The organism is Amycolatopsis sp. cmx-4-54 (assembly GCF_046548895.1).
Taxonomy (GTDB): Bacteria; Actinomycetota; Actinomycetes; order Mycobacteriales; family Pseudonocardiaceae; genus Amycolatopsis.
Window position 1 is genome coordinate 377,571 of the sequence record NZ_JAEBEJ010000007.1, and the last position, 25,618, is coordinate 403,188.

A 25,618-nucleotide genomic window follows, 5' to 3' on the forward strand; every position below is an offset into this window, starting at 1 on the left:
GTTTCGTCCTCTGAATGCGGTAGTTGCACGCGCAAGGACCGCATCGAGAGGACTGAATGCGGGTCGGAGTGGCGGCGATCTCAGAGTGTGGACCGACCCTTTCCAGCACCTAAGATGGGCGACGTGCTCCGGATCCGCCGTGAACTCGTCGACGAGATCGTCGCCCATGCCCGTCGTGACCATCCCGATGAGGCGTGCGGGGTGATCGCCGGTCCCGAGGGATCGGACCGCCCCGAGCGGTACATCCCCATGTTGAACGCGGCGCGCTCGCCGACGTTCTACGAATTCGACTCGGGCGATCTGCTCAAGCTCTACCGCGAGATGGACGCCAACGACGAGGTCCCGGTGGTCATCTACCACTCGCACACCGCGACCGACGCCTATCCGTCCCGCACCGATGTCTCGTACGCCTCGGAACCCGACGCGCATTACGTGCTCGTTTCCACCAAGGACCCCGATTCGCACCAGTTCCGGTCGTACCGGATCGTGGACGGGGAGATCACCGAGGAGCCCGTCGAGATCATCGGCTGAACCCGGCCCCGGGAATAACCCGGCCCGACCAGAACGTCTGCGTAGCAGAGAACCCACCGGAGGTAGAAAACCATGGCCGTGACCGTGTCCATCCCGACCATCCTGCGTACGCACACCGGCGGCGAGAAGTCCGTCGAGGCGACCGGCAAGACCGTACTCGAGGTGATCGACGACATCGAGTCCCGCCACGGCGGCCTCAAGGCCCGCCTGGTCAAGGAAGAGAAGCTGCACCGCTTCGTCAACGTCTACGTCAACGACGAGGACGTCCGTTTCTCCGGTGGTCTCGAGGCCGAGGTCAAGGACGGCGACACCCTGACCATCCTGCCCGCCGTGGCCGGTGGCTGATCGATGGCTCGCTTCGAGTCGCTGCTCGACGCGCTCGGCGGCACGCCGCTGGTCGGCCTTCCGCGGCTTTCGCCCACCCATGACGTGCGGTTGTGGGCGAAACTGGAGGACCGCAACCCGACCGGTTCGATCAAGGATCGCCCCGCACTGGCGATGATCGAGGCCGCCGAGCGTGAAGGCATCCTCCGGCGTGGCTCCACGATCCTGGAGCCGACGTCGGGCAACACCGGGATCTCGCTCGCCATGGCCGCGAAGCTCAAGGGCTACGGCCTGGTGTGCGTGATGCCGGAGAACACCTCGACCGAGCGCAAGCAGCTGCTGCAGGCGTACGGCGCGCGGATCGTCTTCTCCCCGGCCGCCGGCGGGTCCAACGAGGCCGTCCGCCGGGCGAAGGAACTGGCCGAGGCCAACCCGGAATGGGTGATGCTCTACCAGTACGGCAACCCGGCCAACGCCGACGCGCACTACCGCGGCACCGGGCCCGAACTGCTCAAGGACCTGCCGACCCTGACGCATTTCGTCGGCGGCCTCGGCACCACCGGCACCCTGGTCGGTGTCGGGCGCTACCTGCACGAGGCGAAGCCGGACGTGCAGATCATCGCGGCCGAACCACGCTACGGCGAGCTGGTGTACGGCCTGCGGAACCTCGACGAGGGCTTCGTCCCGGAGCTCTACGACGCGAGCGTGCTCAACGGCCGGTACTCCGTCGGCGCGTACGACGCGCTTCGCCGGACGCGCGAGCTGCTGGAGCACGAAGGCATCTTCGCGGGGATCTCGACAGGTGCCGTTCTGCACGCGGCGCTGGCTGTCGCCGAGAAGGCCGCCGCGGCGGGGAAGCCCGCCGATGTGGCCTTCGTGGTCGCTGACGCGGGGTGGAAGTACCTCTCGACGGGTGCGTACTCCGGCTCGCTCGACGAAGCGGCCGAAAGGCTCGACGGGCAGCTCTGGGCCTGAACACTCACGAGACTTGACGGGCTCGGTTCCAGTGTCTTGGACCTGCCTGAAGTACATGAAGGACCCCTTCCTTGCGCCAGGCGCAAGGAAGGGGTCCTTCACGCGCAGCCGCTGGGGACTGCTGGTGCAGGTGATCATCGAGTCCGTGAAGGCCTCCTTGAGGGACCTAGAGTCCCTCAAGGAGGCCTTCACGGACTGGCTTGGGATCGAGCGCCGCCCAGGTGGATGGCTCGCGCTGGCACGATGGCGACATGAAGACCATCGGCCTGCTGGGCGGGATGAGCTGGGAATCGTCGGCCGAGTACTACCGGCTGGTCAATGAGCGCGTCCGCGAGCTGCGCGGCGGGTATCACTCCGCGCGCACCGTGCTGTACTCCGTGGACTTCGCCGAAATCGAAGCGATGCAGGCCGAAGGACGCTGGGACGACGCCGGGCGGGAACTGAACCGTGCCGCCCTCGCTCTCGAAGCCGCCGGAGCGGACTTCGTCGTCCTCTGCACCAACACGATGCACAAGGTCGCCGATCAGCTCACCGACGGCCTCGGCGTGCCGCTCCTGCACCTCGCAGACACCACGGCGGCCGCGATCAAGGCCCGCGAAATCACCAGGGTCGGCCTGCTGGGCACCGGTTTCACCATGGCCCAGCCGTTCTACCGCGAACGCCTCGCCGCGCACGGCCTCGACGTGCTCGTGCCGGACGAGAAGGACCGCGAGACGGTGCACGGGGTCATCTACGACGAGCTCGTCCACGGCGTCGTCACCGAGGACTCCCGTGACCGGTACCGCGAGGTCATCGCGAGGCTCGTCGAGGCGGGCGCGGAGGGCGTCATCTACGGGTGCACGGAGATCGAACTGCTCGTCGGCCCTGGGGACAGCAAGGTGCCGACCTTCCCCACGACGAGGCTGCACGCCGAAGCGGCCGTGGACTACGCGCTGGGCAAGGCCTCACTCCCTCCCGCGGTGTGACGTTCGTGCTGGGCGACGGCCTGCCGCCACAGCCTGTCCTGTTCTTCACCGGTGAATCCGCCGCGAGCCACGCCGAAGACGTCCTCGATCGCCGTCCACCACTCGGCCGGTGATTCCAGCACTGTCTTGCCGCCCGGCAGACCGCTCAACGTCAGCGCGCGCAGCGAATCCACTCCCTCAGCGTCACGCCGCTGCACCACCAGCGTGCGGACGAAGCCGGAATCCTCGGACGTCGACAGCTCGGCGTGCTTCTCGGCGAAGTCGGCCATCACGGCCGCCTCCGGCGCGAAATCCATTCCGACGAAACTGCCCTGCGGATCGTGGTCGAATCGCCAGCCGCCCGGCGTGACCTCGGAACGCCGCATGCGGAACACCAGCGGCCCCTGCTTGTACTCGCCTTCACGCAGCGGGAGCGGCTCGTGGAGGCCGTCCCCGAGCCCGACGTCGACCAGCCAGCCGGCGTCGGGTTCCTCCGGCAGCCCGGACACGGTCAGGGCCAGGTGATTCAGGTGGATCCCGGACGGCCCGCCCGGCATCTGTGCCCCGCTCGGATGCCGGGTGACCTGGTAACCGAGCGCCCGCAGAAGTGCCGAGAACGCGCCGTTGAGGTGATAGCAGTAGCCACCGCGGCCGGCGGCGATCCGGCCGAACGACACCGCCGGGTCCAGCGAGGTCACCCGGCCCAGCTGGACTTCGAAATCCTCGTACGGCACCCGCTCCACATGGGCCTGGTGCAGCCGGGTGAGCGCGTCGAGGCTCGGCGGCTCGTGCTCGAGGCCGAGTCGCGCGAGGTAGGCGGGCACGTCGATGTGGGCCGAGTGCTCGGAAGAAGAGAACCCCATGCGCTCGACCGTAGCGGCACCCACCGACAATTCAGGGTTCTCACGGAGGCGATCTCGCCGTTCGCCGCCGTAGCCTGTGGAGGTGACCACTTTGCCTTCCCAGCCGGTCCCGGCGAGCGAGCCCGGCAGCGATCCGGCCAAACGCGTCCTGCCGCCGAACCCGAGGGCCGCCGCGATCGTCGCGCTGGCCTTCACCGCGCTGCTCTACCTGGTCGAGCTGGTCGACGTCGTATTGCCCGCCGACCTCGATCAGAGCGGTGGCATCGTCGCTCGCGAGCTTTCCGATCTCGACGGTGTGCTCTGGGCGCCGCTGCTGCACGCGGGCTGGGGACATCTGTTCTCCAACACTGTCCCGGTGCTGGTGTTCGCCTTCCTCGCGATGTCCGCGGGTATCGGCCGGTGGGTGCTGGTCACCGCGATCATCTGGGTGCTCTCCGGCGTCGGTGTCTGGCTGATCGCGCCGGGCGGCACGGTGACCGTCGGAGCGTCCGGCGTCGCCTTCGGCTGGCTCGCGTTCCTGCTGGTCCGAGGCATTTTCAACCGGGCTGTCGGGCAGATCCTGGTGGCCGTGGTGCTGCTGGGCATCTGGAGCGGGATGCTCTGGGGTCTGCTGCCCGGTGATCCGAACGTCTCGTGGCAGGGTCACCTGTTCGGCGCGCTGTCCGGGGTCTTCGCGGCCTGGCTGATGGCGCGCGCCGACAGGTCTCAGGCCAGGAAGGCGACCGGTCCCGGTAGCCTCGCCGTGTGACCAAGCCGAGCGCCGACGCCCCCATCGGCGTCTTCGATTCCGGAGTGGGCGGGCTCACCGTCGCCAGGGCGATCCTGGAACAGCTGCCCGGTGAGCAGTTGCGCTACGTCGGCGACACCGCCCGCAACCCGTACGGTCCCCTCCCCATCGCCACCGCGCGGCAGTACGCGCTGGAAGCGCTGGACGACATCGTCGAAGGCGGGGTGAAGGCGCTGGTCATCGCCTGCAACACCGCCTCCGCCGCCTGCCTTCGCGACGCGAGGGAGCGCTACGACGTCCCCGTGATCGAGGTCGTCCTCCCGGCCGCGCGCCGGGCCGTTTCCGCCACGCGATCCGGGCGTATCGGCGTGATCGGCACCGAAGGCACCGTGCGGTCGCGCGCCTACGACGACGCCTTCAACGCCGCGCAGGACGTCCGGATCACCAGTGTCGCGTGCCCGCGGTTCGTGGACTTCGTCGAACGCGGGATCACCACCGGGCGCCAGGTGCTCGGGCTCGCACAGGGCTATCTCGAACCACTGCTGGACGCGCAGGTCGACACGCTGGTCATGGGCTGCACGCACTACCCGTTGCTGTCCGGGGTGCTGCAGATCGTCATGGGCCAGGACGTCACGCTGGTGTCCAGCGCCGAGGAGACCGCGCGTGACCTCGTGCGCGTCCTCACCGAGGCCGACCTCCTCGCCGAGCGCGACACCCCGCCGCGGCACGAGTTCGTCGCCACCGGATCCGCCGAGCCGTTCACCAGACTCGCTCAGCGGTTCATGGGCTTCGCTCCGGGTGTGCTGGCTCCCACCAGCGCCTAAAATCGCCGATTCCGTGCTTAAGGTGTCACAGTGCGTCTCACGATCCTCGGCTGCTCCGGCAGCATCCCCGGGCCCAACGCCGCCGCGTCCGGCTACCTGATCGAGGCGGACGGGTTCGTCCTGGGGCTCGAACTCGGCAACGGGACGCTCGCCAGGCTTCAGGCGCTGCGCGATCCGTTCGACCTGGACGCGCTGATCCTTTCGCACCTGCACCCCGATCACTGCGCCGACGTCAGCGCGCTCACCGTGCTGCGGCGCTATCACCCCGCGCTGCCGTACCCGGCGAGGCCGCGGCGGCTTCCGGTCTACGGGCCGTCGGACGTGCGGGAGCGGCTCACCTACGCGTACGCGGCCAACGAGGACGAGCGGGCGACCACCGATCTCACGGACGTCTTCGTCTTCGAAGTCCTCCGGTGCGAGCCCATGAAGATCGGGCCGTTCGAGGTCACCGCGGTCCCGGTCGACCATCCGACCCCGGCGTTCGGCCTGCGGTTCGCGCACGGCGGCAAGACCCTCGCCTACACCGGGGACACCGGCGTCTGCGACACCCTGACCGACCTCGCGGGCGGCGTCGACGTCCTGCTGTCCGAAGCGTCGTGGACCGACTCGCCCGACCGGCCCGCCGGCGTCCACCTGTCCGGCAAGGAAGCGGGGGAGCTGGGCCGCAAGGCCGGGGTCGGGCGGCTGCTGCTCACCCACGTCGCGCCCTGGACCGACCGCGACGCGGTCCTCGCCGAGGCGGCCGCCGCGTTCCCCGCGGCCGAGCTGGTCGAGCAGGGCGCCGTCTACGACCTCTGACGCGGGGTTCTAGAGTGGCGGCCGTGGCGAGAAAAGACGGCAGGAACGACGACCAGCTTCGCGACATCAAGATCACCCGCGGCTTCCAGCGGTGGCCCGCGGGCTCGGTGTTGATCGAGTTCGGCGACACCCGGGTGCTGTGCGCGGCGAGCGTCACCGAAGGCGTCCCCCGCTGGCGGGCCGGTTCCGGCCTCGGCTGGGTCACCGCCGAGTACGCGATGCTGCCGTCGGCGACCAACACCCGCAGCGACCGCGAATCCATCAAGGGCCGCGTCGGCGGCCGCACCCACGAGATCTCCCGGCTGATCGGCCGGTCCCTGCGCGCCTGCATCGACCTGGCGGCGCTGGGGGAGAACACGATCGTCATCGACTGTGACGTCATCCAGGCCGACGGCGGCACCCGCACGGCCGCGGTGACCGGCGGTTATGTCGCGCTCGCCGACGCCGTCACCTGGCTCGGCGCGGCGGGCCGCCTCGCCGACCCGCAGCCGCTTTCGTCTTCGGTGGCCGCGGTGAGCGTCGGCGTCGTCGACGGCCGGGTGCGCCTCGACCTGCCCTACGAGGAGGACTCGCGCGCGGAGGTCGACATGAACGTCGTCGCCACCGACACGGGCACCCTGATCGAGGTGCAGGGCACCGGCGAGGGCGCCACCTTCGCACGGTCCACTTTGGACACCATGCTGGACATGGCGCTCGCCGGCTGCGAGGAGCTGACCCGGTTGCAGACCGAGGCGCTCGCGTTGCCGTATCCCGGCGAACTGCCCGAGCCGCGTCCGGACAAGAAGAAGGGCGCGAAGTGACCAAGCTGCTCCTCGCCACCCGTAACGCGAAGAAGCTCGGCGAGCTCCGGCGCATCCTGGTCGCCGAAGGGATCGAGGGCGTCGAGGTGATCGGCCTCGCCGACGTTCCCGAGTTCCCCGAAGCGCCCGAAACCGCTCCGGACTTCGAAGGCAACGCGCTCGCGAAGGCCCAGGACGCGGCCGCCGCGACCGGTCTCCCGGCCATCGCCGACGACTCCGGCATCGCCGTCGACGCGCTCAACGGTATGCCGGGCGTGCTCTCGGCACGCTGGTCGGGAAGGCACGGAGACGACGAGGCGAACCTGGATCTCGTGCTGGCGCAGCTGTCGGACACCCCCGACGAGCGGATGGGCGCCGCCTTCGTCTGCGCGGCCGCGCTGGTCGTCCCCGGTGGCGACGAGACCGTGGTGCGCGGGGAATGGCGCGGTTCGCTGATCCGGGAACGCCGTGGTGCCAACGGATTCGGGTACGACCCGATCTTCGTGCCCGAAGGTGGGACGCGGACTTCCGCCGAGCTGGAACCGTCCGAAAAGGACGAAGCTTCGCACCGGGGGAAGGCGTTGCGGGCGTTGGTGGAGGAACTGCGGAAGCTGGCCGGTTGAGGTGGTCGTGAGTGTTTTGGGTCGTTCCAACGACCCAAAACACTCACGACATCTCTAAATGGCGAGGTCCCGCAACAGCTTCGCGACGTGGCCGGTGGCGCGCACGTTGTACTGCGCCACGGTGATCTTGCCTTCGGGGTCGACGACGAACGTCGAGCGGATGACGCCTTCGTAGACCTTGCCGTAGTTCTTCTTCTCGCCGAAGGCGCTGTACGCCTTGAGGACGGTCTTCTCCGTGTCGGACAGTAGCGGGAAGGTCAGCCCTTCCGCCTCGACGAACTTCGCGAGCTTCGCGGGCTTGTCGGGCGAGACGCCGAGCACCTGGTAACCGGCGTCGTTGAGCTGCGCGAGACTGTCCCGGAAGTCGCAGGCCTGCTTCGTGCAGCCCGGCGTGCCGGCGTTCGGGTAGAAGTAGACGACGACCGACTTGCCGCGGAAGTCGCTGAGCTTGACGTCGTTGCCCTCACTGTCGGGGAGGGTGAAGTCGGGCGCTTTGTCGCCGGGGGAAAGTCGCTGCTCGGTCATGACGCACACGGTAGCGAAATCGGCGGCGTCAGACCTTTCCGCAGTACTTCGCGGCGACAGGCTCCGAAGGGCTCGGCCGCACCTGGAGGCGAAGCCGCACCGGCCTGTCCGGAACGGCGAAGGCGAGGTTCAGCTGGACCGAGCGGCCGGGCGCCACGTCCTTGCCCGCGTCCGCGACGCCGTTGTAGCCCTGGACCGGGTCGACGACCTGTTTGACCGCGGAGGTCTCTCCGTCGACCTCGCCCGTCACGGACAGACCGGAGAGCCGGTAGGTGCCCTCGCCCGCGTTCGTCACCTCGATGCCGAAGGCCACCGCGCGCGGGCTCTGCGGGTACGCCGACGCGCTGGGGCGGAACGCTTTCGGCGCGGACACCGAGATCGTGACCCCGGTCGCGAACCGGTGCGGGGCGCCGAAGGCGAGGTCGCCTTCCGCGTGCGTCGCGGCCAGGCCCTGCGCCGGAGCGTCCGCGCCGAGCACGGCGGCCCCTTTTTCCGGTGCCGGAACCCCGCACGCGGCCGCCAGCAGCAACGAGCAGGCGGCGACCAAGAGCTTCGGGGTGCGCGGAAGCGCCATGTGGGGTTACTCCAGTCGGCGGTACGGGTGGGCCGTTCGAGGTAGGTATTAGTGCCGAAGAGTCCAGACTGACGGTCTTCCGCAGCCGAGAGGAGCCGCGAGGCCGGGTTGAGGCGCACCTGGTGTACAGCCGTGGCCGATCCGTGATCGGAAGGACACGACTAGTGACAGTCGTCACCTCGGTGACACAGCGGCGAGGGTCAGACGGCGAAGGCGAAGAACAGGATGAAGATCGCCAAACCGGACACCCAGGCCACGATCAGCCAGCCGAAATCGCGCATCGGATCGACCGCCCGGCTTTCCTCTCCCGGGACATAGACGCCACGCTCTTCGAACCAGTCGGCCCATCGGGTCAGCCAGCGAAAGGGGCTTCGAGACGCCATGTCGTCACAGTACGGGTACGGATGAGCCGCGTCAGCCACGGAGGGGCCGCCCAAAAGGGCGAATCGGACGAAACAGCTATCGCCCACTAGGCCCTTTTGTCCAACCGGGTTCACCCGTCAGGCTGTGAAGATGGCGCTGGGAATAGATATCTACAGTCGCTTTCAATCCGTTACCAATTGGCAGGCCGTCAAGGATCACGGCGTGACCTTCGTCTTCGTCAAGCTCACCGACGGAGGTGGCCTGCCGAACGGCGGGCGCAACACAGGCGACGCGCTGGTGGCGGGCGCGAGATCCGTGGGAATCCCGGTGGGCGGCTATCACTTCGCTCAAGCGAGCCCCTCGCCCGAGGCGCAGGCCGACGTGCTCATCGCGGAGGTCCGGCGGCTCGCGGCGACCGGCTGCGTCCCGATGCTCGACCTCGAGGACAACCCGCCGGGATCGGGAGCGCCGAACATCCCCGACGGGCGCAAGCGGGACTTTTCGATCAGGTTCTGCGACCGCGTGGCGGGACACGGGTTCCGCCCCGGTATCTACATGAACAACTCACTCGCCAAGATGCTGCGCCCCGACCAGTTCGGCGTACGGGACCTCGTCGTCTGGATCGCGCGCTACGGCGCCAGACCCGACGCCGCGGCGGGCCGCTACGACGTGCACCAATACTCGGACGCCGGCCAGATCCCCGGTATCCGGGCGAGCAGCGTCGACCTCAACGAGTCCTATACGAACGCCCACTTGACCGGCGGCGGCGCCGCCCCGAAACGGAAGGCGACGACAGAACTCATGGAACGCAGGACCATTCCGGCCAGCATGGACACCACGTCGGTGCGGCTGCTGCTTTCGGGCAGCGAGACGGCCGCGATCATCGTGCGGCCGCGTATCGACGGCGACGGTGTCACCGACTCGCCCGTCTTCCAGGGGAACATCTACGCTTGGGGAAGCGACAAAGTCGGCATTGGCTACAACCCCATGGAGCAGCCCGGGTTCGTCTCCAGGACGGTTTCGCACCGGCGTTACCGTCTGCCCGGCGCGGTGTGGGCCGACTATGAGTACAGCTCGGCCGTGGACTTCGAGATCGACGTCGTCGGCTGAGCCCGGAAGTCCGTGAAGCCTCCTTCACCACCTTTGAGGGTCAGGGGCCCGGCAAAGTCGTCTATCCGCTGGCGGGGCCACTCTTGATGATTCGAACTGGACCTCCGACAGGGCAGATGCCAGAGGGGCCCGAACGGACAATGTCCATAAAGGACACCAGAAGGCGGATTGATGTCCGTTTGATGCTTATCTGTACGGTTTAGAGTCGGGGTCGTGAGTGGTAAGGGTCGTTCTAACGCTCTTTATCACTCACGACCCCTTTGCAAAACGCCTAAATCGGACACAGTCGCCCCGAAAGTGTCCCGGCAACGGTCGCGTAGGTCTGGCCACCGTGACGAGCCCCACCGCCACCCCCTGGCCAGCGGATAGACGACTTTGCCGGAGCACTGACCTTCGGGGCAGGGAAGAACGAGGCCTTCACGGAGCGGCGTCCCGGATGGCGTCCACGATGAACTGGTACCCCGTGCAGCGGCACAGGTTCCCCGAGATCCCCTGCCGGATCTCGGCGTCCGTCGGATCCGGGTTCTCCTTCAGCAACTCCATCGCCGTCGCCAGCATCCCGGGCGTGCAGAAACCGCACTGCAGCCCGTGGTGTTTCCGGAACGACTCCTGCAGCGGATGCAGTTCGCCGTCCGAGGCCAGCCCCTCGATCGTGACGATCTCCGACCCGTCCACCTGCGCCGCCAGCAGGCAGCACGATCGCGCGCTCGCGCCGTCGAGGGTGATCGTGCACGAGCCGCAGACGCCGTGCTCGCAGCCGACGTGCACCCCGGTGAAACCCAGGTCGTGGCGCAGGAAGTCGGCCAGCGTGCGTCGCGGTTCGCAGTCGGCGCGGTAGGTCCGTCCGTTCACCGTCAGGGTGACTGTGATCATGCGCCATCCTTCGCTCGCGCGAGTGCCCGCCGGGTGAGGACGGCGGCCATCTCGCGCCGGTAGCCGGCGGGGGCGTGGAGGTCGTCCGCTGGATCCGTCGCCCCGGCGGCGAGTTCCGCGGCGAGTGCGATCGCGTCGGCCGTCAAGGTGTCGCCGGTGAGTGACTCCTCGGCGGCGACGGCCCGGATCGGCGTCGGGCCCGCGCCCGCGAGGGCGATCCGCGCGGATTCGCAGACGCCACCGGACATCGTCACGGCCGCGAACACGGCGACGATGGCGAGATCGCGGCTCCGCCTGCTCAGTTCCTCGACCGCCCAGCCGCCTCGGTGCGACGGCACCGAAATCCGCGTCAGCAGTTCGCCGGGTCCCAGCGCCGTCCGGTGCGGGCCGAGAAAGAAGTCCCGGGCGGCGACGATCCGCTCGCCGTCCGGCCCGTGGACGGCGAGGTCGGCGTCGAGCGCGACCATCACCGCGGGCAGTTCCGCGGCCGGATCGGCGTGCGCGAGACTGCCGCCGATCGTGCCCCGGTTCCGGATTGCCACGTGTCCGACGTAGCCGAGCGCGTCGGCGAGCAGCGGGACTTCGGACCGGACGACGGCGGACGTCTCGACCGAGCGGTGCCGGGTGAGCGCGCCGATCTCCAGCCGCCCGTTCTCCTTGCGCAGGAAGGAAAGCTCGTCGAGACGATTGATGTCGACCACCAGTGCGGGCCGTGCTTGACGCAGGTTCAGCAACGGCACCAGGCTCTGCCCGCCCGCCAGCACCCGCGAGTCCGGCGTGCTCAGCGCTTCGATGGCCTCGTCGAGCGACGATGCCCGGAAGTAGTCGAACGGCGCGGCCTTCACCGGGACGCTCCCCGCTTGAGCGCGGCCAGCAGCCGCGGCGGCGTGATCGGCAGTGAGGTGATGTCCACGTCGTATTCGCGCAGCGCGTCCTCGACGGCGTGCGCGATGGCCGCGCCACCGCCGATCACGCCCGCTTCCCCCATCCCCTTGAAGCCACCGGGAACGTGTTCGGCGGGTGTCGTCATATGCGACACGGAGAACGGTGGGATCTCGGTCGCGGTCGGCAGCAGGTACCCGGTGAACGACGTGGTCTCCATCCGCCCGTCGGCGCCGTAGACCAGCTCTTCGTACAACGCGCCCCCGATCGCCTGCGCCGCACCGCCGTGCAGCTGCCCGTCCACGATCGTCGGATTGATGACGGTGCCGCAGTCGTGCGCGATCAGGTAGTCCAGCAGTGTCACCACGCCGGTCTCCTTGTCGACCTCGGCGAGGACGGCGGTGCAGCCGAAGGAGGTCGCGACGTTGACCGGATCGTAGACCTCGCGTTCCTCCAGCGTCGGCGTCTCGTCCTCGGGCCAGACGCCGTTCAGCCGCCGGTACGCGGCGTCGCCGATCGCGGCGAGGGTGACCTGCTTGCCCGGTACGCCTTTCACCGAGACGACACCGTCCTCAAGGGACAGATCGTCGGGCGACGCCTCCAGAATGTGCCCGGCCACCCTGAGGATCTTCGCCCGCAGCCGGGTCGACGCGTTCAGCACGGCCGCGCCGCCGACGGCCGCCCCGCGGCTCGCCGCGGTGCCGTAGCCGGTATACGGGCAGCTGTCGGTGTCGCCGGAAAGCACGGTGACGTGGTCGAGCGGGACACCGAGCGTGTGCGCGGCCACCTGCGCCAGTGTCGTGTGGATGCCCTGCCCGATCGCGGACAGTCCGGTGTGGACGGTCACGTGCCCGGTCGAGTCGACCCGCACGATCTCCTCGTCGAAACCGGAATGCCCCAGGCCCGCCAGGTTGATGATCCGGCTCGGCCCGAACCCGGTCAGTTCGTTGTGGAACGCGTATCCGATTCCGGCGCCGTTTTCGCGGCGCTCGGCCCAGCCCGCTTCCTCGACGGCCTTGAGGCAAAGGTCGAGGCAGTCCTCGTAGCGGCCGCTGTCGTAGACGAACACCGGACCCTGGTAAGGAAATGCCTCCGGCGGGATGAAGTTCTTGCGCCGCACCGCGTGCGCGTCCATGCCGAGACGTTTCGCCAGCTGCTCCACCAGATGTTCGTGGACGAAGTTCGCCTTCGGCAGCCCGTAACCGCGGAACGAGCCGTACGGCGACCGGTTCGTCATCACGGCGACGAGGCTCAGTTCCACGTTCGGGATGGCGTACGGCCCGGTCAGCAGCGCGGTCGTCGTCCAGCACGGGCTGGCGCCGACGGTTCCGAGTACTCCGCCGAGGACGCCGTACACGGTGGCGCGCAGACCGGTGATCGTGCCGTCGGCCTTGGCCGCGAGTTCGACGTCGATCTTCTGCTCGCGCGAGTGCGCGTTGGCGACGAAGCTCTCCGCCCGGTCCTCGATGAGCTTGACCGGTTTCCCGGTGCGCCGCGAGAGGACCGCCGCGACGACCTCCTCGGCGTAGAAATCGAACTTGTTCCCGAAGCCGCCGCCGACGTCGGGGGTGCGCACGCGGATCCGGTCCATCGAGAGCCCGAAGACCTCGCCGAACAGTTCGCGCGCGAGATTGGGCGCCTGCGTCGCGAGCCAGACGTCGAGCCGGTCGGTGAACGGATCCCAGTCCGCCACCACACCGCGCGTTTCGATCGGCGTGCCCATCTGGCGCGCGAAGCGGAACGACTCGGTGAGCACGACGTCGGCCTCGGCGAACGCGGTGGCCACGTCACCCATCGGGATGGTCCCGGTGCCGACGACGTTGTCCGGCCAGTCTTCGTAGAGCTTCGGCGCGTCATCGGCCAGCGCCTGTTCGAGGGTGCAGGCGGCCGGGAGCTCCTCGTACTCGACTTCGATCAGTTCCAGCGCGTCCTCGGCGGTCGCCCGGTCCTTCGCCGCGACCGCTGCGACGCCTTGGCCGGGGTAGCGCACCTTGCCGATGGCCAGCGCGTGGGCCTCGGGCGTTCGCATGTCCGGCAGGTTCGACCAGACCACCGGCTGCGGCGTCTTCGTGACCGCCCGCACCTCTTCGCCGGTGACCACGGCGAACACGCCGGGATGGGCTTCCGCGGCCGTGGTGTCGACACGCACGATCCGCGCGTGCGGCAGGGGACTGCGGAGGATGGCGGCCTCCAGCATCCCGGGTGAGTGGATGTCGTCGATGTACCGCGCCCGTCCGGTGAGCAGGCGGACGTCCTCCTGCCGGTTCACCCTCGCGCCGATCAGCCCCTCGCCCATGGCCTCACTTTTCCGTATCGGCGGCCCTTCGCGCATCGTGCACATGGGTCATGGCCTCGCGGTCCGATACCGGGAGCCACTGCCGTTCCGGATCGAAGGGCCGGTAGGCGGACCGGACGTGCTCGATCAGCAGCCGCAGGGTGGGGTGCCGGTTCTCGTGCCGCCACAGCAGGGAGAACGGGTACACCGGCGTCGGGTCGACGAGCGGGATCTGGACGACGTCCGGATGCCAGGGCACGTGCATCTTCGCGCCGACGAAACCCAGCCTGTCCTTCGACTCGCTCAGCACCTCGATGTGGTGTTCGAGCCCGAAGTTCGGGCCGTCGGTGTCGACCAGGATGCCGAACTCCGGGCACAGTTCCTGCCAGAACTCCGCCCATTCGCCGGCCCGCGCGTTGTAGGGCATCCACGCCGTCAGGCCGGCGAGCTCCGCCATCGCGACCCGGCGCCGCCGTGCGAGCGGATGCCGCCGTCCGACCAGCAGGTTCGCCGGTTCCAGATAGGCGGGCGTGCGGCCGATCCCGGGATCCGGCACGGTGCTGACCCTGGCGAAGGCGGCATCGACGGACTCGGGCAGCATGGGCCGGCGTACCGCGCCCAGTCCGGGCGTGACGAGCTCCAGTTCGTCGTCGTGTCCGGCGTGGAACGCCCGGATGACCTCCATGGTCGCCAGTCGCGTGCCGAGGACGTCGACGCGCAGCGCCCGTCGCCTGCCGTGGAGGCGTTCGACGGCCTGGTCCGCGAGGCTGATCAGCGCACGAGCGTGGCTGAGGAACTCCTCGCCGTCTTCGGTCGGCTCAGCCCCACCGCGTGTTCGCGACAGCAGCCGTACCCCGAGGTCCGACTCGAGCTTCGCGACGCGTTTGGAGATCGCCTGCTGACTGATCTCCAGCCGGATCGCCGCCTCGCTGAAGTACCGGTCGTCGGCCACCGCGACGAACGCGCGCACCGCGCCCAGGTCCAGCTCCATTGTGCACTCCCTACAACTGGTGGTTGTCGATGGTCGCGTGTCGCTTGTTGGACAACGACGCCATGCCAACGGTCCAATCGTCGTATCAGACCGAAATCGTACAACCGTGGGGAGTGGCCGGTGGACTCCTTCGTGCACTTGCACGTTCATACCGCGTACTCGATGCTCGACGGCGCGATGATCGGCATCGAGGCCTACCTCGCGCCGGAGTCCCGTTTCCACCGGCCAACGGCTTCTCACACGCGGCAGTGCAGGCCCTCTGGGACGCGATCCCGCCGTTCGCCGGCTACACGATCTTCCACGGCGGGCGACGGCGAGCCGCTGACCCTGCACGCGACCGCCGAGCGGCTGACCGAGGACGCGGTCCTCGAACTGAAAACGACTATCCGGTCGCCGTCAGTTCGATGCTCCTCGGCGAGCTGAAGTCCATCCCCGGCATCACACCGAGCTGCGTCGCAACAACCTGAGCTGCCCGATCTCCGACACGTTCTTCATCAGCTCGGAGTTCACCCAGGCGACTGTGTGGGCGAAGGTCAGCCCGGCGTCCTCGCCCCACGGATAGGCGGAGGGCGCGTCCAGGGCGGCGTCGGTCAACCGGTCCAGCACCGCCAGCCATTCCTCGCGAAGACCACGAAGCCACTCGATGGCGGATTCTTCGCCGGGCCAGGTGATCGCCTCTCGCTCGCGGGGAGCCCGCCCGTTCGCGTGATCCAGCGCGACACTCCACCACCAGCCGATATGCCAGGTGAGCCAGGCGATCGTGGGGACCGGGACGGGGTCGGGTTCGGTGTCGGCCCAGTCGGGTGTGCCGTCCGGCCGGATCGTCCAGCAAAGAGCCGACGGCTCCCAACGGAAATCCGCCGGTTCGAGGTCGGCGAGGTGGTAGTCGAACAACGACCAGGTCAGATCGAACTGCCAGCGCGACAGCTCGGTACGCGATGCGGACACCCGCGGGATCGTTCCTCCGGAACAGCGCGGCCGCAACCGGATTACGGTGCGGGCATGAGTCTTCATGTCGCGCAGCTGAACGGCCGGACGGCGACCGCCGAAGAGCTGGCGCCGCTCGCCTTCGCCGGTTTCGCGCATTTCACGGCGATGCAGGTGCGTGACGGCCGCGTGCGCGGTCTCGACCTGCATCTGGACCGGCTCCGCACCGCCTCGGTGGAGCTGTTCGGCGATGCCTTACCCGACGACCGGATCCGTTCGTACGTGCGCGAGGCACTGAAGGCCAGTCCCGCCGACGTCTCCCTCACCGTGACGATCCACCTGCCGGGGGACCTCGAAGTCCTGGTGCGCACCCGGCCACCGTCGTCCGGCCCGGCGGGGCCGCTGGCGCTGACGGCCGTGGAACACGAGCGGGTCCTTCCGGCCGTCAAGCACACCGGCGAGATGGCGAAGACGTACTTCCGGCGACAGGCCGTCGGGGAAGGGGCCGACGACGCGGCGTTCGTCGACCGCCGGGGCAGGCTGAGCGAGGCGACGATCTGGAACCTCGCCTTCTGGGAGCGCGATACGGTGGTGTGGCCCGACGCCGGTCTGCTGCGGGGGACGACGATGGGCATCGTCCAGCGGCGTCTTGAGGGGATCGGTGTGCCGCAACGGGTCCAGGAGGTCACGCTCGCCGACCTGCCGGGGCTTGACGGCGCGGTGGTCATGAATTCGTGGACGCCGGGGATCGCGGTGCGCCGGATCGGTCCGGCGTCGCTGCCTGACGCGCCGTCGTTCGTCGCGGCGCTGCACCAGGCTTACGAAACCGAACTTCTCACACGACCTTGAAGGGAAGACACCGATGAAGATCCTCGTGATCGGGGCCACCGGGACGATCGGGACCGCGGTCTCCGAGGCGCTCACCGCACGCGGGCACGCCGTGCTGCCCGCGTCCCGCTCCGGCGAACTCAAAGTAGACGTCGAGCAGCCCGCCACGTTCGACGCGCTCTTCGCTGCCGAGCCGGGGATCGAGCACGTCGTGTGCTGCGCGGGCAGTGGCTCGCTGGTGCCGGTCGACGGCGGTACCGACGAAGAGTTCATCCAGGGCCTGCAAGGGAAACTGCTCGGGCAGGTGTTCCTGCTGCGGCACGCGATCCCGCAGCTGCCGGACGGCGGCTCGGTCACCCTGACCGCCGGCCGGATCCCGGAGTCGTTGCACGGCAGCGCTTTCGGTGTCCTGACCAACGCGGGTCTCGAAGCGTTCGTCGCCGCGGCGGCCCGCGAACTGCCGCGCGGGCTCCGGGTCAACGCGGTCAGCCCCGGTTGGGTGAGCGAGACGCTCGTGGCGCTCGGCGAACCGGAAGGCGGCACCCCGGCGGCCGACGTCGCGCGTTGCTACGTCGAGGCCGTGGAGACCGCGGACCTCACCGGGCGCACGCTGGCGCCGTAAGTCGCTTGACCTCGCTGCCACAGTGGATTTTCGTGACGAACCAAGACGACAGAAACGATCTCCTCCGGCTGGCCGGGCTGGCGACTCCGATGGCACTGCGGGTCGCCGTCACCCTCGGATTGCCGGACCGGCTGTCCGGCGATGGCGCGGCCGCCGGTGCCTTGGCGGCGGAACTCGGCCAATCGCCGCTCGCGCTCGATCTGCTGCTGGGGCATCTGACCACCCTCGGCGTCCTCGAACGGACATCGACCGGCTACCGCACCACCGGCTACGGTGCGAACCTGCGTGCCGACGCCGGAAACGGTCTGGCCGGGCTCCTGGACATGAACGCCGCCGGCGGGCGGGGTGAGCTGGCGTTCGTCGAACTCGCGCACAGCGTCGCCACCGGCCAGGCGGGGTACGTCCGCCGCTATGGCAAGGACTTCTGGACCGATCTCGCCGAACAGCCCCGGCTCCGGGAGACGTTCGACCGGCAAATGACCCAACGGTTCCTGACGCAGGTGCCGCGGCTCGTCTCCGGGTTCGACTGGTCCCGCTTCGGCACGCTCGTCGACGTCGGCGGGGGTCACGGCAGCCTGCTCTCCGCGATCCTGAAGGCCAACCCTGCGATGCGCGGCCGTCTCGTCGACCTTGCGCCGACTGCTGCGGCCGCCGAACAGGAACTACGCGCGCAGGGCCTCGAAGAGCGCGTCGAGGTCACCGCGGGCAGCTTCTTCGACCCGCTCCCGGCCGGGGCGGACGCCTACCTGCTCTCCGACATCCTCCACGACTGGGACGACGAGCACGCGCATCGCATCCTGGCCCGCTGCGCCGAGGCGACCGAGCCCGGCGACCGGGTCCTCGTCATCGAGGCGGTCGGCGGACTCGGGGCGCAGACCGAATGGGACCTGGTGATGCTCGTGCTCTACGGCGGCCGCGAGCGGCGCCTCGACGAACTCCGTGACCTCGCCGCCGCACATGGTCTGGTCTTCGACTCGGTCACCACGCTGACCGAGGAGCGAAGCCTCCTGGAGTTCCACCGTAAAGATATTCCTTGACAGGAATATTCTAGTGAGTGAATACTTTCGGGCATGGAGCAGATCGCAGCGGCACTGGGAGACGGAGCGAGGCGGCGCATCGTCGAGCTTCTCGCCGAGCGGCCCCGGTCCGTCGGTGAGCTCGCCGAGCTGACCGGCCTGCGGCAGCCGCAGACCACCAAGCACCTGCAGACCCTCGCCCGCGCCGGTCTCGTGACGGTCTTCCCGCTGGGGCAGCGCCGCGTCTACGCGGTCGAAGCGGGCCCGCTGAAGGACTTCGAAGGGCGGCTGCGGGCGCTCATCGCGACCATCGAGGCGAACGAGGGCGAGCGAGATGTCCTCACTCGCTATCAGGCCGCGATCTCGGCGGACACCGCATCGGCGAACCGGGACCGGTGGGCGGACGGGCGGGCGTTCTCGTTCGACCGTCTGCTCGCCGCGTCCCCGGCCGACGTCTGGCGGCATTGGACCGAGCCCGCGCTGCTCGCGTCCTGGTGGGCGCCGCCTTCGATGGCCGTCACCGACTCCGTCATCGAGCCGTGGGCCGGGGGACGAGCCGTACTCGATTACCGCGCCGCGGAAGGGCGGTACCGCTCCGCGGGAGAGGTTCGTGCCGCGACCGAACCCGAACATCTCGAATTCGACCTCTCGGTGCTGGATGCCAAGGGGGACACCTTCTTCACCGGGCACTACGACCTGAAGTTCACCGAGGCGCCGGGCGGGACCCGGCTGCGGCTCGACCTGCGCATCACCGAAACGACCGTCGAGGCGGTCCCCTTCATCGCCGGCATCGAAACCGGCTGGGGTCAGGTGCTCGACAACCTCGCAGCTCAGCTCACCCAGGCAAAGGACTGAACGACATGACGAACCCGACCGGCCGCCGCGTCACCGCGAACATCGGCCTCACCCTCGACGGTCACTACAGCGGCCCCGGCGGACCCGGCGACATGGGCGCGATCGTCTCGTACGCCACCACCGACGTCGCCCGCGCCCACCTCGCCCGCATCCACGAAAAGGCGACCACCGCGGTGCTCGGCAGACTGAACGCCGAGGGCTTCCTGGGCTTCTGGCCCACCGTCGCCGCCGACGAGAACGCAGACCCGCGCGATCGCGCCTACGCGAAGTGGCTGGTGGACGCCGAAAAAGTCGTCTTCTCCACGACCCTGGCCAAAGTGCCATGGGGCCGCGCCCGCGTCGTGAACGCGCCCGCCGCCGACGTCATCGCCGGCCTGAAGGCGAACGGGGAAGGCGACATCCTGGTCAACAGCAGCGCGAGCGTCATCAAGGCCCTGCTCGCCGACGACCTGATCGACCGGCTGTACCTGATGATCTGCCCCGAGATCACCGGCGGCGGGCAACGGCTGTTCGCCGACGGCCTGCCCGCGTCGAAATGGGCGCTGGCGTATCAGGAGGCCGGGGAACTGGGGGAGATGGCGCTGGTCTACGACCGGGTGCGCTGAGCTGTGTCGAGTTCGAGGATCGCGCTCGCGACTTCTGACGGGAACAGTGTCGACCAGACGATCTCACCGGGCGCCGGTTCCATCGCCGCCAGATCGGACGGTTCAGGTTGCCAATCGTCCTTGGTGACGCCGGGAACGCAGTCGAGCAGCAGGGCGAAGATCTTGGGATCCGGGATTCCCTCGGCGATGATCGCCAAGTAGGCCTCGTGGGCGTCATCGACGCGGACGAGTGCCTTGATGCGATGGTTCTGGAACTCTGCCACCGCGAGCTTTCCACTGGTGAGTGACATGGCGATGAGATGGACCACCAACCGCTTCATCTCACGTCGCCAGGCGACCGCTTGCTCCGCACTGAGGCGCTTCCAGTCCCACTCGACGGGGAGGAGACGCGTGGTCGAAACGGTCTTGCCGTCAGTGCACTCGCGCCTGATCGATTCGTAGAAGTCGCGTTGCGGACTGTCGGCTTGGCGGTGGCCGGCCGCGCCGATCCACCAGCCTCCGACCTCGCTCGGGAGTTCGTCCGGCAGGTCATCGTCCTGCAATCGGGTTACGACCGCGCGGCGATCCCTGGTCTTGACCTTGAACCACACGCGGTCGTTCAGGGACAAGATCCGCTGGGCACCACCGGCGTTCCGGAGCGCCGGGACCGTCTGGGCGGCGACGACGATCGAATCGTCCATCTCATTGAGCGGATGGCCGAGATCTGGCAAGGAAAGACTGAGATCGGCAAGGCATCTCTTGGTCGGACGGACGCCGATTGTGACCTGGGTCATGATCAAATACTAGTGAACGGCCTTGTGTGGAGATCGGCCGATGGGCCCAAGCTACTTCGGCATACCGCCGAGTTCATCGAGTTCGTCCCCGCTCAATCCGGTCATCAGGGAGATGGCGGCAGAGTCAGAGCCGTTGAGCTGTCCGAGGGCGGCTTTGATCCCGGCGTTGATTTCGTCGCGGTGTGCGTCGATGTACTCACGTACGGCGGCATCGACGATGTCCTTCTTCGAGCGCGACATGAAGTGAGCCACGTGGGACACGAGTTCATCGGTCGCGGCGTCGATTTTGATGGGCGCGGTAGCCGCGGCCATGGCAGTCCCTCCTTCGGTAGTCTGATCAACTCTCGGGTACCAGAGTACCATTCTCTACCTTCATCAAAGTTGCCGATCGTCGGCTCCGACGGGCGGATTCTGGAGGACGTGGAAGTGGACTTGAACCGGCCGCTGATGACGGTCACCCCCACGCTCGACGGTGACGTCCTCACCGTGCTCGCCAACCATGACGGCATCTTCACGACCGGACAGCTGCATCGCCTCTTGGCGAGGCACTCGGAGGAAGGGATCCGTAAGGTGCTGCGGCGCCTGACGAAGCAGGGAGTCGTGCTGTCCGATCGGGTCGGGAACGCTTTCGCGTACCGGCTCAACCGTGACCATCTCGCGGCGGGGCACATCATCGGCCTTGCTCGGCTGAGGAAGGTGCTTCTGGAACGTATCGAGCATCGGCTGGAGTCCTGGGAGATCCCTCCGATCTATGCCGCGGTGTTCGAGGCGGCGGCGCGAGGCGGGACGACGGAGGGCAGCGAGGTGGGCCTCCTGCTGATCCGGCCCGACGACGCCGACGGCGGCCGGTGGGAAGCGCAAGTCGATGAGCTGATGGTCGAGATGACCCGCTGGGTCGGCAACGACACCCGCCCCGTGGAATTCACCGAGGCCGAACTCGCCGCCCGTGCGTACGACGAAGCCGTTTTGCGCGATGTGGCAAGAGACGGGCTGACCGTGGCGGGGAGTCACACCTGGCTGGCCGGTCATCTGCGGATGGGAAAGGGCTGACTGGGGATCGGCCTGCTGGCCGAAAGCCTCAGGCCGGCGCACCCGGGGTGGATGCGCCGCCGCAGGTCAGCGAACCAGGGTGGGCCCGGAGAGACTCGAACTCTCACTGGCACGGACCTAAACCGTGTGCCTCTGCCAATTGGGCTACGGGCCCCCAGTACTGCCCCGAAATCGTAGCGTGCGACACGATCGGCGTTTCTCGGCGTGGCCGGTGCCACCGCGAGGGGTGGCGTCCTCTAACGTGGGCCTCCAGCAAGTCCGTCGCGGCGAGGAGGACACGTGGCTCGCGATCCCGAGACCATCGAGCGTGAGATCGAGCAGGCCAGGAACGCGCTGGTCGCCACGCTCGACCAGCTGGGCACGAAGGCGAACCCCGCGAAGCTGGTGGATTCCGCGAAGACCGGTCTGCGCGCGAAGCTGGACGAGCCCAAGGTGAAGTACCCGCTCATCGGCGGGGCGGTGCTGATCGGCGTGCTGCTGATCCGCAAACTCCTGAAGTAGGTCTCAGGAGGTCTGGGCCGCCTTGGCGGGTGTCTTGGCAGGCTCGGGCTTCTCCTTGGACTTCGCCTCGTCGACGACCTTCGGGAGCTCCTTGCCCTGGGGTACCGGGGGCTTGGCGCCGGGCTTCTCCTTGGCCTTGCCGTTCGACGGCGGAGGAACCTCGAGCGGTTCGATCTCCGGAAGCGTGAGCCTCGCCGTCATGTAGGCGGCGGTGAACTCGAGGGCGCTGCCGTTGAGCAGGTGTACCACCGTCGAATGTTCCGGCGGGGACAGTTTCTCGACCAGCTGGTCGGCGCGGTCCCGTGCCGCGATGATGCCCGGCGCGCGACCGGTCAGTTCCTTGCCGGAGCCGCTGACCGTTATCTTCCAGTCGTCGTCCTCCTGGACGTACGACGCGGTGATCGGTTCGGTCATCCGCCTCACCCCTCTCCTCGCGAGCAAGCGTCACTCAACGGACACTCTTGATGGACTTCGTCACGCCGCCGTCATGACGCCACTTTCGGGTGGTGGCGCCCCCTCCTGACGGAGGCCGCGACTGTCCATCAGACTTTCTACAGTGTCATCGATACAGTAGGACAACTCTGTGTCACAAGACACTGGTGGCAATGTGCTCTGAGTGACGACCGAATGGCCTAATGCACGAGCATCTTCACAGTCGTTTCAGTGGGCCCGCGCGGACAGGCCTGACCAGAGGACATCCATGGCGTATCCGGTCGCCGTTTCGGGGCTGACGCCCTCGTGTCGTTCGCACCAGATCGCGAGCCGTTCGCACGCGCCGACGACGAACTCCGCGGACGCCTCGGCGCGGAGATCGTCCCCCGCGTCGAAGTAGTCACCCATCAGCGCGGCGATCAGGTCGGTCTGCTGGCGGCGGGTCTGCTCGATCTCGTCGGCGGCGCCGGTCCCGATCAGTGCCATCTCGTGGCGGAGCAGTGACCAGGCCTGCCGCCGTTCCCGGATGAAGACGAAGAAGGCGAGCAGTCCGCGCCGTAGCGCGTCCTCGGCGGACGTCGCGCCGACGGTCGCCCGTTCGGTGACCTCGCGCAGCGCCGCCCTCGACTGCTGGATGCAGGCCAGCAGCAGTCCCTCTTTCGAGTTGAAGTACTCGTACAGCATCGGCTTGGAGACCCCGACGCGTTCCGCGATGTCGTCCATCGACGCCGCGCTGTAGCCGCGTTCGGCGAAGACTTCCTCAGCGATCTCGATCATCTGCCGCATCCGCTCTGCTCGTGGCATGCGTTTGCGCTTCGCCGTCGTCACCACAACACTCTACCGAAGGTAACCTACTTCGAGTAAGGTGAACTCTCGGTAACAGGTAAAACGAACGAGAGGTCGGGGTCATGGGCAACCGCACCGAGACGGGTGTCGTCATCGTCGGAACCGGCTTCTCCGGGCTGGGCATGGCCATTCAGCTGCGCAAAGAGGGCCGCGAGGACTTCGTCATCCTGGAGAAGGCCGACGACGTGGGCGGCACGTGGCGGGACAACACCTACCCCGGCTGCGCCTGCGACATCCCCTCGCATATGTACTCGTTCTCGTTCGAGCAGAACCCCGGCTGGTCCCGCGCGTACTCGCCGCAGCCGGAGATCTGGCAGTACATGCGCGACGTCGCCGCGAAGTACGACCTGCACCGCTTCATCCGCTTCGGCCAGGAGATGACCGGCGCCCGCTGGGACGCGGACGAGAACCGCTGGCATGTCGCGTCGAAGTCGGGTGACGAGTTCGTCGCGCCCGCGCTGGTCGCCGGGGTCGGCGCGCTGCATCTGCCGCAGATCCCGAAGCTGCCCGGCATCGAGCGCTTCAAGGGCCGCGCGTTCCACTCGGCGCAGTGGGAGCACGACTACGACCTCACCGGCAAACGCGTCGCCGTGGTCGGCACCGGTGCGAGCGCGATCCAGTTCGTGCCGCGGATCGCGAAGGACGTCGCCGAACTGACGCTCTTCCAGCGGACGCCGCCATGGATCATGCCGAAGCCGGACCGTGAGATGCCGGAAGCGCTCCGGAAGACGTTCAGCTCGGCGCCGCTGCTGCAGCGTGCCTTCCGCAACGCCCTCTACTGGGGTCTCGAAGCCCGCGCGATCGGCTTCAACGGGCAGCCGTGGGTGATGAAGATCGGCCAGCGCATCGCGAAGCGCAACATCCATAAGGGTGTCAAGGACCCGGAACTGCGCCGGAAGCTGACGCCGGACTACACCATGGGCTGCAAGCGGGTCCTGGTCTCCAACGACTATTACCCGGCGCTCGCGCGGGACAACGTCGACGTCGTCACCGACGGCGTGAAAGAGGTCCGCGAGCACAGCGTCGTCGACGGCGCCGGCGTCGAGCACGAGGTCGACGCGATCATCTACGGCACCGGATTCCACGTCACCGACGCCTTCGACGACCTGGAGATCATCGGCCGGGACGGGCGCAACCTCGGCAAGGAGTGGGCGACCGAGGGGATGCGGACGTACCAGGGCATCACCGTGTCCGGGTTCCCGAACCTGTTCTTCCTGCTCGGCCCGAACACCGGGCTGGGGCACAACTCCGTGGTGTTCATGATCGAAGCGCAGATCTCCTACGTCGCGCAGGCGCTGCGCCTCGCCCGCGGCAAGGCGCTCGACCCGCGGCCGGAGGCGCAGGAGCGCTTCAACGGCGAGATCCAGCGCAAACTCGCCAAGGGCATCTGGACCCAGGGCGGCTGCAAGAGCTGGTATCTCGACGCGAAGGGCGTCAACCGCACGATCTGGCCGGGCTTCACCTGGCGGTACTGGCTCGACACCCGCAAGGTGCGCCGCGAGGACTACGAACTCCTCGGCTGAGCCAGATTGCGCGTGATGGCCCCCTTCCCTCGGCTGAGCCGAGGGAAGGGGGCCATCACGCGAAAGAGGGGGAGGTCCGTGAAAGCCAAGATGGGGGGGCATGGCCTTCACGGACCGGGGAACGCCGCGCTCATGAGGGGTTGAGCCGGCGAAGCCTTCCGATGAGATCGACGGTGGGGATGCCGCAGAGTTCGGCCATCCGCTCCAGCGCCGCGAGATCGAGGTGGACCTCGGCGGAGCCGTTGTCACTCGACCGTCTGAGCCGATCGTCGGCCCACCGCCGCAGGGGGAGCAGTTCCTCCTGCTCGTCCTTGATCACCTGGCGCAGGTCGACCCTGACCCGGCCCGGTTCGTCCACGAACACCCGGCGATGCACCTTGGCCAGCAGATCCTGTGGCAGCTCGTCCATCGCGACGCATAGTTCGACCAGTCGCACCACGGAACAGTGCCGGGTGCCCAGCTCGTAGGTCGCCAGCGTCTGGAGCGAGATCTCGCTCTGCAGATGCTGGTTCAGTTCCTTGCGTGTCCAGCCACGTTTACGGCGGAGCTTGCGGAGCTCGTCTCCGAGTATCCGCTGATAGCTCTCAGCGTCGATCAGCACTCCCCATCCCCTGCCTTGCCAACCTTCTCCACCGCCCGCCCCGTGTGACAAAACCGGG

At 68.2% G+C, this 25,618-nt stretch carries 33 protein-coding genes and 1 tRNA gene; 19 read left to right on the forward strand and 15 right to left on the reverse strand.

Annotation, left to right across the window (positions count from 1 at the left end):
* Window positions 1-114: 114 nt before the first annotated feature.
* From ACLJQ7_RS25215 to ACLJQ7_RS25230, 4 genes are all read left to right on the forward strand, one after another.
* A complete protein-coding gene (locus tag ACLJQ7_RS25215) occupies window positions 115-531 on the forward strand; it encodes a Mov34/MPN/PAD-1 family protein (protein WP_400944773.1) in 417 nt (138 codons plus the stop codon).
* Between the two features lie 72 nt (window positions 532-603).
* Window positions 604-876, forward strand: coding sequence for a MoaD/ThiS family protein (locus tag ACLJQ7_RS25220; protein ID WP_005165659.1), 273 nt, complete (start codon window positions 604-606; stop codon window positions 874-876).
* A gap of 3 nt (window positions 877-879) precedes the next feature.
* Window positions 880-1,830 carry a PLP-dependent cysteine synthase family protein gene (locus tag ACLJQ7_RS25225; protein ID WP_410650623.1) on the forward strand — a complete coding sequence of 317 codons (951 nt, stop codon included), beginning with the start codon at window positions 880-882 and terminating at the stop codon, window positions 1,828-1,830.
* Window positions 1,831-2,081: 251 nt separating this feature from the next.
* Window positions 2,082-2,795: an aspartate/glutamate racemase family protein gene (locus ACLJQ7_RS25230; protein WP_410650624.1), complete on the forward strand. Its 714-nt coding sequence runs from the start codon at window positions 2,082-2,084 to the stop codon at window positions 2,793-2,795.
* Here ACLJQ7_RS25230 and ACLJQ7_RS25235 read toward each other — a convergent pair.
* A complete protein-coding gene (locus ACLJQ7_RS25235) occupies window positions 2,756-3,637 on the reverse strand; it encodes an arylamine N-acetyltransferase family protein (protein ID WP_410650625.1) in 882 nt (293 codons plus the stop codon). The genes ACLJQ7_RS25230 and ACLJQ7_RS25235 overlap by 40 nt on opposite strands.
* 91 nt (window positions 3,638-3,728) lie before the next feature.
* Between ACLJQ7_RS25235 and ACLJQ7_RS25240 the strand changes: the two genes are divergently transcribed.
* From ACLJQ7_RS25240 to rdgB, 5 genes are read left to right on the forward strand one after another with little or no spacing between them, the layout of a single operon-like run.
* On the forward strand, window positions 3,729-4,385 hold the full coding sequence (locus ACLJQ7_RS25240; RefSeq protein ID WP_410650679.1) for a rhomboid family intramembrane serine protease: 657 nt from the start codon (window positions 3,729-3,731) through the stop codon (window positions 4,383-4,385).
* Window positions 4,382-5,188, forward strand: a complete 807-nt coding sequence (gene murI / locus ACLJQ7_RS25245; protein WP_257484628.1) for a glutamate racemase — start codon at window positions 4,382-4,384, stop codon at window positions 5,186-5,188. The genes ACLJQ7_RS25240 and murI overlap by 4 nt, the downstream gene beginning before the upstream one ends.
* 30 nt (window positions 5,189-5,218) lie before the next feature.
* Window positions 5,219-5,986: an MBL fold metallo-hydrolase gene (locus ACLJQ7_RS25250; protein WP_410650626.1), complete on the forward strand. Its 768-nt coding sequence runs from the start codon at window positions 5,219-5,221 to the stop codon at window positions 5,984-5,986.
* Window positions 5,987-6,009: 23 nt separating this feature from the next.
* Window positions 6,010-6,786: a ribonuclease PH gene (gene rph / locus ACLJQ7_RS25255; RefSeq protein WP_034309252.1), complete on the forward strand. Its 777-nt coding sequence runs from the start codon at window positions 6,010-6,012 to the stop codon at window positions 6,784-6,786.
* Window positions 6,783-7,388, forward strand: a complete 606-nt coding sequence (rdgB, locus tag ACLJQ7_RS25260; RefSeq protein WP_410650627.1) for an RdgB/HAM1 family non-canonical purine NTP pyrophosphatase — start codon at window positions 6,783-6,785, stop codon at window positions 7,386-7,388. The genes rph and rdgB overlap by 4 nt, the downstream gene beginning before the upstream one ends.
* 54 nt (window positions 7,389-7,442) lie before the next feature.
* Here the strand turns inward: rdgB and bcp are convergent, their stop codons facing one another.
* The 3 genes from bcp to ACLJQ7_RS25275 form a co-directional block, all read right to left on the reverse strand.
* A complete protein-coding gene (bcp, locus tag ACLJQ7_RS25265; RefSeq protein WP_410650628.1) occupies window positions 7,443-7,913 on the reverse strand; it encodes a thioredoxin-dependent thiol peroxidase in 471 nt (156 codons plus the stop codon).
* Window positions 7,914-7,941: 28 nt separating this feature from the next.
* Window positions 7,942-8,487, reverse strand: a complete 546-nt coding sequence (locus tag ACLJQ7_RS25270; RefSeq protein ID WP_410650629.1) for a hypothetical protein — start codon at window positions 8,485-8,487, stop codon at window positions 7,942-7,944.
* Window positions 8,488-8,687: 200 nt separating this feature from the next.
* The gene (locus ACLJQ7_RS25275) at window positions 8,688-8,870 is read right to left on the reverse strand and encodes a hypothetical protein (RefSeq protein ID WP_007028251.1); all 183 of its coding nucleotides are present in this window, start codon (window positions 8,868-8,870) and stop codon (window positions 8,688-8,690) included.
* 130 nt (window positions 8,871-9,000) lie between these two features.
* Here ACLJQ7_RS25275 and ACLJQ7_RS25280 point away from each other — a divergent pair, with 130 nt between their 5' ends.
* Window positions 9,001-9,960 (forward strand): glycoside hydrolase family 25 protein, encoded by a 960-nt coding sequence (locus ACLJQ7_RS25280; protein ID WP_410650630.1) that lies wholly within the window; start codon window positions 9,001-9,003, stop codon window positions 9,958-9,960.
* A gap of 417 nt (window positions 9,961-10,377) precedes the next feature.
* Here ACLJQ7_RS25280 and ACLJQ7_RS25285 read toward each other — a convergent pair whose 3' ends face one another.
* Genes ACLJQ7_RS25285 through ACLJQ7_RS25300 form a run of 4 tightly spaced genes read right to left on the reverse strand, consistent with a single transcriptional unit; the run spans window position 10,378 to window position 14,981 of the window.
* The gene (locus tag ACLJQ7_RS25285; RefSeq protein WP_410650631.1) at window positions 10,378-10,833 is read right to left on the reverse strand and encodes a (2Fe-2S)-binding protein; all 456 of its coding nucleotides are present in this window, start codon (window positions 10,831-10,833) and stop codon (window positions 10,378-10,380) included.
* On the reverse strand, window positions 10,830-11,678 hold the full coding sequence (locus tag ACLJQ7_RS25290) for an FAD binding domain-containing protein (protein ID WP_410650632.1): 849 nt from the start codon (window positions 11,676-11,678) through the stop codon (window positions 10,830-10,832). Before ACLJQ7_RS25290 ends, ACLJQ7_RS25285 begins: the two co-directional genes overlap by 4 nt.
* Window positions 11,675-14,011, reverse strand: coding sequence for a xanthine dehydrogenase family protein molybdopterin-binding subunit (locus ACLJQ7_RS25295; protein WP_410650633.1), 2,337 nt, complete (start codon window positions 14,009-14,011; stop codon window positions 11,675-11,677). The genes ACLJQ7_RS25290 and ACLJQ7_RS25295 overlap by 4 nt, the downstream gene beginning before the upstream one ends.
* Window positions 14,012-14,015: 4 nt before the next feature.
* Window positions 14,016-14,981, reverse strand: a complete 966-nt coding sequence (locus ACLJQ7_RS25300; protein ID WP_410650634.1) for a LysR family transcriptional regulator — start codon at window positions 14,979-14,981, stop codon at window positions 14,016-14,018.
* 120 nt (window positions 14,982-15,101) lie between these two features.
* On the opposite strand from ACLJQ7_RS25300, the gene ACLJQ7_RS25305 reads away from it, so the two are divergent.
* Complete coding sequence (locus ACLJQ7_RS25305; RefSeq protein ID WP_410650683.1) at window positions 15,102-15,404, forward strand: hypothetical protein; 303 nt, start codon at window positions 15,102-15,104, stop codon at window positions 15,402-15,404.
* Window positions 15,405-15,419: 15 nt separating this feature from the next.
* On the opposite strand, the gene ACLJQ7_RS25310 is transcribed toward ACLJQ7_RS25305, so the two are convergent.
* Window positions 15,420-15,929, reverse strand: a complete 510-nt coding sequence (locus ACLJQ7_RS25310) for a DinB family protein (protein ID WP_410650635.1) — start codon at window positions 15,927-15,929, stop codon at window positions 15,420-15,422.
* 54 nt (window positions 15,930-15,983) lie between these two features.
* Between ACLJQ7_RS25310 and ACLJQ7_RS25315 the strand changes: the two genes are divergently transcribed.
* The 5 genes from ACLJQ7_RS25315 to ACLJQ7_RS25335 all read left to right on the forward strand — a co-directional run bounded on the left by ACLJQ7_RS25315 (window position 15,984) and on the right by ACLJQ7_RS25335 (window position 19,834).
* Window positions 15,984-16,757, forward strand: coding sequence for an aminotransferase class IV family protein (locus ACLJQ7_RS25315; protein ID WP_410650636.1), 774 nt, complete (start codon window positions 15,984-15,986; stop codon window positions 16,755-16,757).
* 13 nt (window positions 16,758-16,770) lie between these two features.
* Entirely contained in the window at window positions 16,771-17,358 is a 588-nt protein-coding gene (locus ACLJQ7_RS25320) for an SDR family oxidoreductase (RefSeq protein WP_410650637.1), read from the forward strand.
* A gap of 89 nt (window positions 17,359-17,447) precedes the next feature.
* Window positions 17,448-18,395: a methyltransferase gene (locus tag ACLJQ7_RS25325; protein ID WP_410650680.1), complete on the forward strand. Its 948-nt coding sequence runs from the start codon at window positions 17,448-17,450 to the stop codon at window positions 18,393-18,395.
* Window positions 18,396-18,428: 33 nt separating this feature from the next.
* Window positions 18,429-19,229 carry a metalloregulator ArsR/SmtB family transcription factor gene (locus ACLJQ7_RS25330; RefSeq protein ID WP_410650638.1) on the forward strand — a complete coding sequence of 267 codons (801 nt, stop codon included), beginning with the start codon at window positions 18,429-18,431 and terminating at the stop codon, window positions 19,227-19,229.
* A 5-nt stretch (window positions 19,230-19,234) separates the two neighbouring features.
* Entirely contained in the window at window positions 19,235-19,834 is a 600-nt protein-coding gene (locus tag ACLJQ7_RS25335; protein WP_410650639.1) for a dihydrofolate reductase family protein, read from the forward strand.
* On the opposite strand, the gene ACLJQ7_RS25340 is transcribed toward ACLJQ7_RS25335, so the two are convergent.
* The gene (locus ACLJQ7_RS25340; RefSeq protein WP_410650640.1) at window positions 19,816-20,607 is read right to left on the reverse strand and encodes a hypothetical protein; all 792 of its coding nucleotides are present in this window, start codon (window positions 20,605-20,607) and stop codon (window positions 19,816-19,818) included. The two genes, ACLJQ7_RS25335 and ACLJQ7_RS25340, sit on opposite strands and share 19 nt — an antisense overlap.
* 51 nt (window positions 20,608-20,658) lie before the next feature.
* A complete protein-coding gene (locus tag ACLJQ7_RS25345) occupies window positions 20,659-20,919 on the reverse strand; it encodes a hypothetical protein (protein ID WP_410650641.1) in 261 nt (86 codons plus the stop codon).
* Between the two features lie 69 nt (window positions 20,920-20,988).
* Here ACLJQ7_RS25345 and ACLJQ7_RS25350 point away from each other — a divergent pair, with 69 nt between their 5' ends.
* Entirely contained in the window at window positions 20,989-21,657 is a 669-nt protein-coding gene (locus ACLJQ7_RS25350) for a nucleotidyltransferase domain-containing protein (protein ID WP_410650642.1), read from the forward strand.
* Between the two features lie 80 nt (window positions 21,658-21,737).
* On the opposite strand, the gene ACLJQ7_RS25355 is transcribed toward ACLJQ7_RS25350, so the two are convergent.
* A tRNA-Leu gene (locus tag ACLJQ7_RS25355) sits at window positions 21,738-21,811 on the reverse strand.
* Between the two features lie 125 nt (window positions 21,812-21,936).
* On the opposite strand from ACLJQ7_RS25355, the gene ACLJQ7_RS25360 reads away from it, so the two are divergent.
* Window positions 21,937-22,158, forward strand: a complete 222-nt coding sequence (locus ACLJQ7_RS25360; RefSeq protein ID WP_005165704.1) for a DUF3618 domain-containing protein — start codon at window positions 21,937-21,939, stop codon at window positions 22,156-22,158.
* A 3-nt stretch (window positions 22,159-22,161) separates the two neighbouring features.
* On the opposite strand, the gene ACLJQ7_RS25365 is transcribed toward ACLJQ7_RS25360, so the two are convergent.
* On the reverse strand, window positions 22,162-22,572 hold the full coding sequence (locus ACLJQ7_RS25365; RefSeq protein ID WP_410650643.1) for a hypothetical protein: 411 nt from the start codon (window positions 22,570-22,572) through the stop codon (window positions 22,162-22,164).
* Between the two features lie 246 nt (window positions 22,573-22,818).
* Entirely contained in the window at window positions 22,819-23,376 is a 558-nt protein-coding gene (locus ACLJQ7_RS25370; RefSeq protein ID WP_410650681.1) for a TetR/AcrR family transcriptional regulator, read from the reverse strand.
* Window positions 23,377-23,498: 122 nt separating this feature from the next.
* Here ACLJQ7_RS25370 and ACLJQ7_RS25375 point away from each other — a divergent pair, with 122 nt between their 5' ends.
* On the forward strand, window positions 23,499-24,959 hold the full coding sequence (locus ACLJQ7_RS25375) for a flavin-containing monooxygenase (RefSeq protein WP_410650644.1): 1,461 nt from the start codon (window positions 23,499-23,501) through the stop codon (window positions 24,957-24,959).
* A gap of 130 nt (window positions 24,960-25,089) precedes the next feature.
* On the opposite strand, the gene ACLJQ7_RS25380 is transcribed toward ACLJQ7_RS25375, so the two are convergent.
* Window positions 25,090-25,560: a helix-turn-helix domain-containing protein gene (locus tag ACLJQ7_RS25380; protein WP_410650645.1), complete on the reverse strand. Its 471-nt coding sequence runs from the start codon at window positions 25,558-25,560 to the stop codon at window positions 25,090-25,092.
* Window positions 25,561-25,618: the final 58 nt, after the last annotated feature.

What these genes read in the sequence shown, in the direction of transcription:
- ACLJQ7_RS25215 (WP_400944773.1), top strand. Translation starts at nt 115, where the DNA reads ATGGGCGACGTGCTCCGGATCCGCCGTGAACTCGTCGACGAGATCGTC.
- ACLJQ7_RS25220 (WP_005165659.1), top strand. Translation starts at nt 604, where the DNA reads ATGGCCGTGACCGTGTCCATCCCGACCATCCTGCGTACGCACACCGGC.
- ACLJQ7_RS25225 (WP_410650623.1), top strand. Translation starts at nt 880, where the DNA reads ATGGCTCGCTTCGAGTCGCTGCTCGACGCGCTCGGCGGCACGCCGCTG.
- ACLJQ7_RS25230 (WP_410650624.1), top strand. Translation starts at nt 2,082, where the DNA reads ATGAAGACCATCGGCCTGCTGGGCGGGATGAGCTGGGAATCGTCGGCC.
- ACLJQ7_RS25235 (WP_410650625.1), bottom strand. Translation starts at nt 3,637, where the DNA reads ATGGGGTTCTCTTCTTCCGAGCACTCGGCCCACATCGACGTGCCCGCC.
- bcp (WP_410650628.1), bottom strand. Translation starts at nt 7,913, where the DNA reads ATGACCGAGCAGCGACTTTCCCCCGGCGACAAAGCGCCCGACTTCACC.
- ACLJQ7_RS25270 (WP_410650629.1), bottom strand. Translation starts at nt 8,487, where the DNA reads ATGGCGCTTCCGCGCACCCCGAAGCTCTTGGTCGCCGCCTGCTCGTTG.
- ACLJQ7_RS25275 (WP_007028251.1), bottom strand. Translation starts at nt 8,870, where the DNA reads ATGGCGTCTCGAAGCCCCTTTCGCTGGCTGACCCGATGGGCCGACTGG.
- ACLJQ7_RS25280 (WP_410650630.1), top strand. Translation starts at nt 9,001, where the DNA reads ATGGCGCTGGGAATAGATATCTACAGTCGCTTTCAATCCGTTACCAAT.
- ACLJQ7_RS25285 (WP_410650631.1), bottom strand. Translation starts at nt 10,833, where the DNA reads ATGATCACAGTCACCCTGACGGTGAACGGACGGACCTACCGCGCCGAC.
- ACLJQ7_RS25295 (WP_410650633.1), bottom strand. Translation starts at nt 14,011, where the DNA reads ATGGGCGAGGGGCTGATCGGCGCGAGGGTGAACCGGCAGGAGGACGTC.
- ACLJQ7_RS25300 (WP_410650634.1), bottom strand. Translation starts at nt 14,981, where the DNA reads ATGGAGCTGGACCTGGGCGCGGTGCGCGCGTTCGTCGCGGTGGCCGAC.
- ACLJQ7_RS25315 (WP_410650636.1), top strand. Translation starts at nt 15,984, where the DNA reads ATGAGTCTTCATGTCGCGCAGCTGAACGGCCGGACGGCGACCGCCGAA.
- ACLJQ7_RS25320 (WP_410650637.1), top strand. Translation starts at nt 16,771, where the DNA reads ATGAAGATCCTCGTGATCGGGGCCACCGGGACGATCGGGACCGCGGTC.
- ACLJQ7_RS25325 (WP_410650680.1), top strand. Translation starts at nt 17,448, where the DNA reads ATGGCACTGCGGGTCGCCGTCACCCTCGGATTGCCGGACCGGCTGTCC.
- ACLJQ7_RS25330 (WP_410650638.1), top strand. Translation starts at nt 18,429, where the DNA reads ATGGAGCAGATCGCAGCGGCACTGGGAGACGGAGCGAGGCGGCGCATC.
- ACLJQ7_RS25335 (WP_410650639.1), top strand. Translation starts at nt 19,235, where the DNA reads ATGACGAACCCGACCGGCCGCCGCGTCACCGCGAACATCGGCCTCACC.
- ACLJQ7_RS25340 (WP_410650640.1), bottom strand. Translation starts at nt 20,607, where the DNA reads ATGACCCAGGTCACAATCGGCGTCCGTCCGACCAAGAGATGCCTTGCC.
- ACLJQ7_RS25345 (WP_410650641.1), bottom strand. Translation starts at nt 20,919, where the DNA reads ATGGCCGCGGCTACCGCGCCCATCAAAATCGACGCCGCGACCGATGAA.
- ACLJQ7_RS25365 (WP_410650643.1), bottom strand. Translation starts at nt 22,572, where the DNA reads ATGACCGAACCGATCACCGCGTCGTACGTCCAGGAGGACGACGACTGG.
- ACLJQ7_RS25370 (WP_410650681.1), bottom strand. Translation starts at nt 23,376, where the DNA reads ATGCGGCAGATGATCGAGATCGCTGAGGAAGTCTTCGCCGAACGCGGC.
- ACLJQ7_RS25375 (WP_410650644.1), top strand. Translation starts at nt 23,499, where the DNA reads ATGGGCAACCGCACCGAGACGGGTGTCGTCATCGTCGGAACCGGCTTC.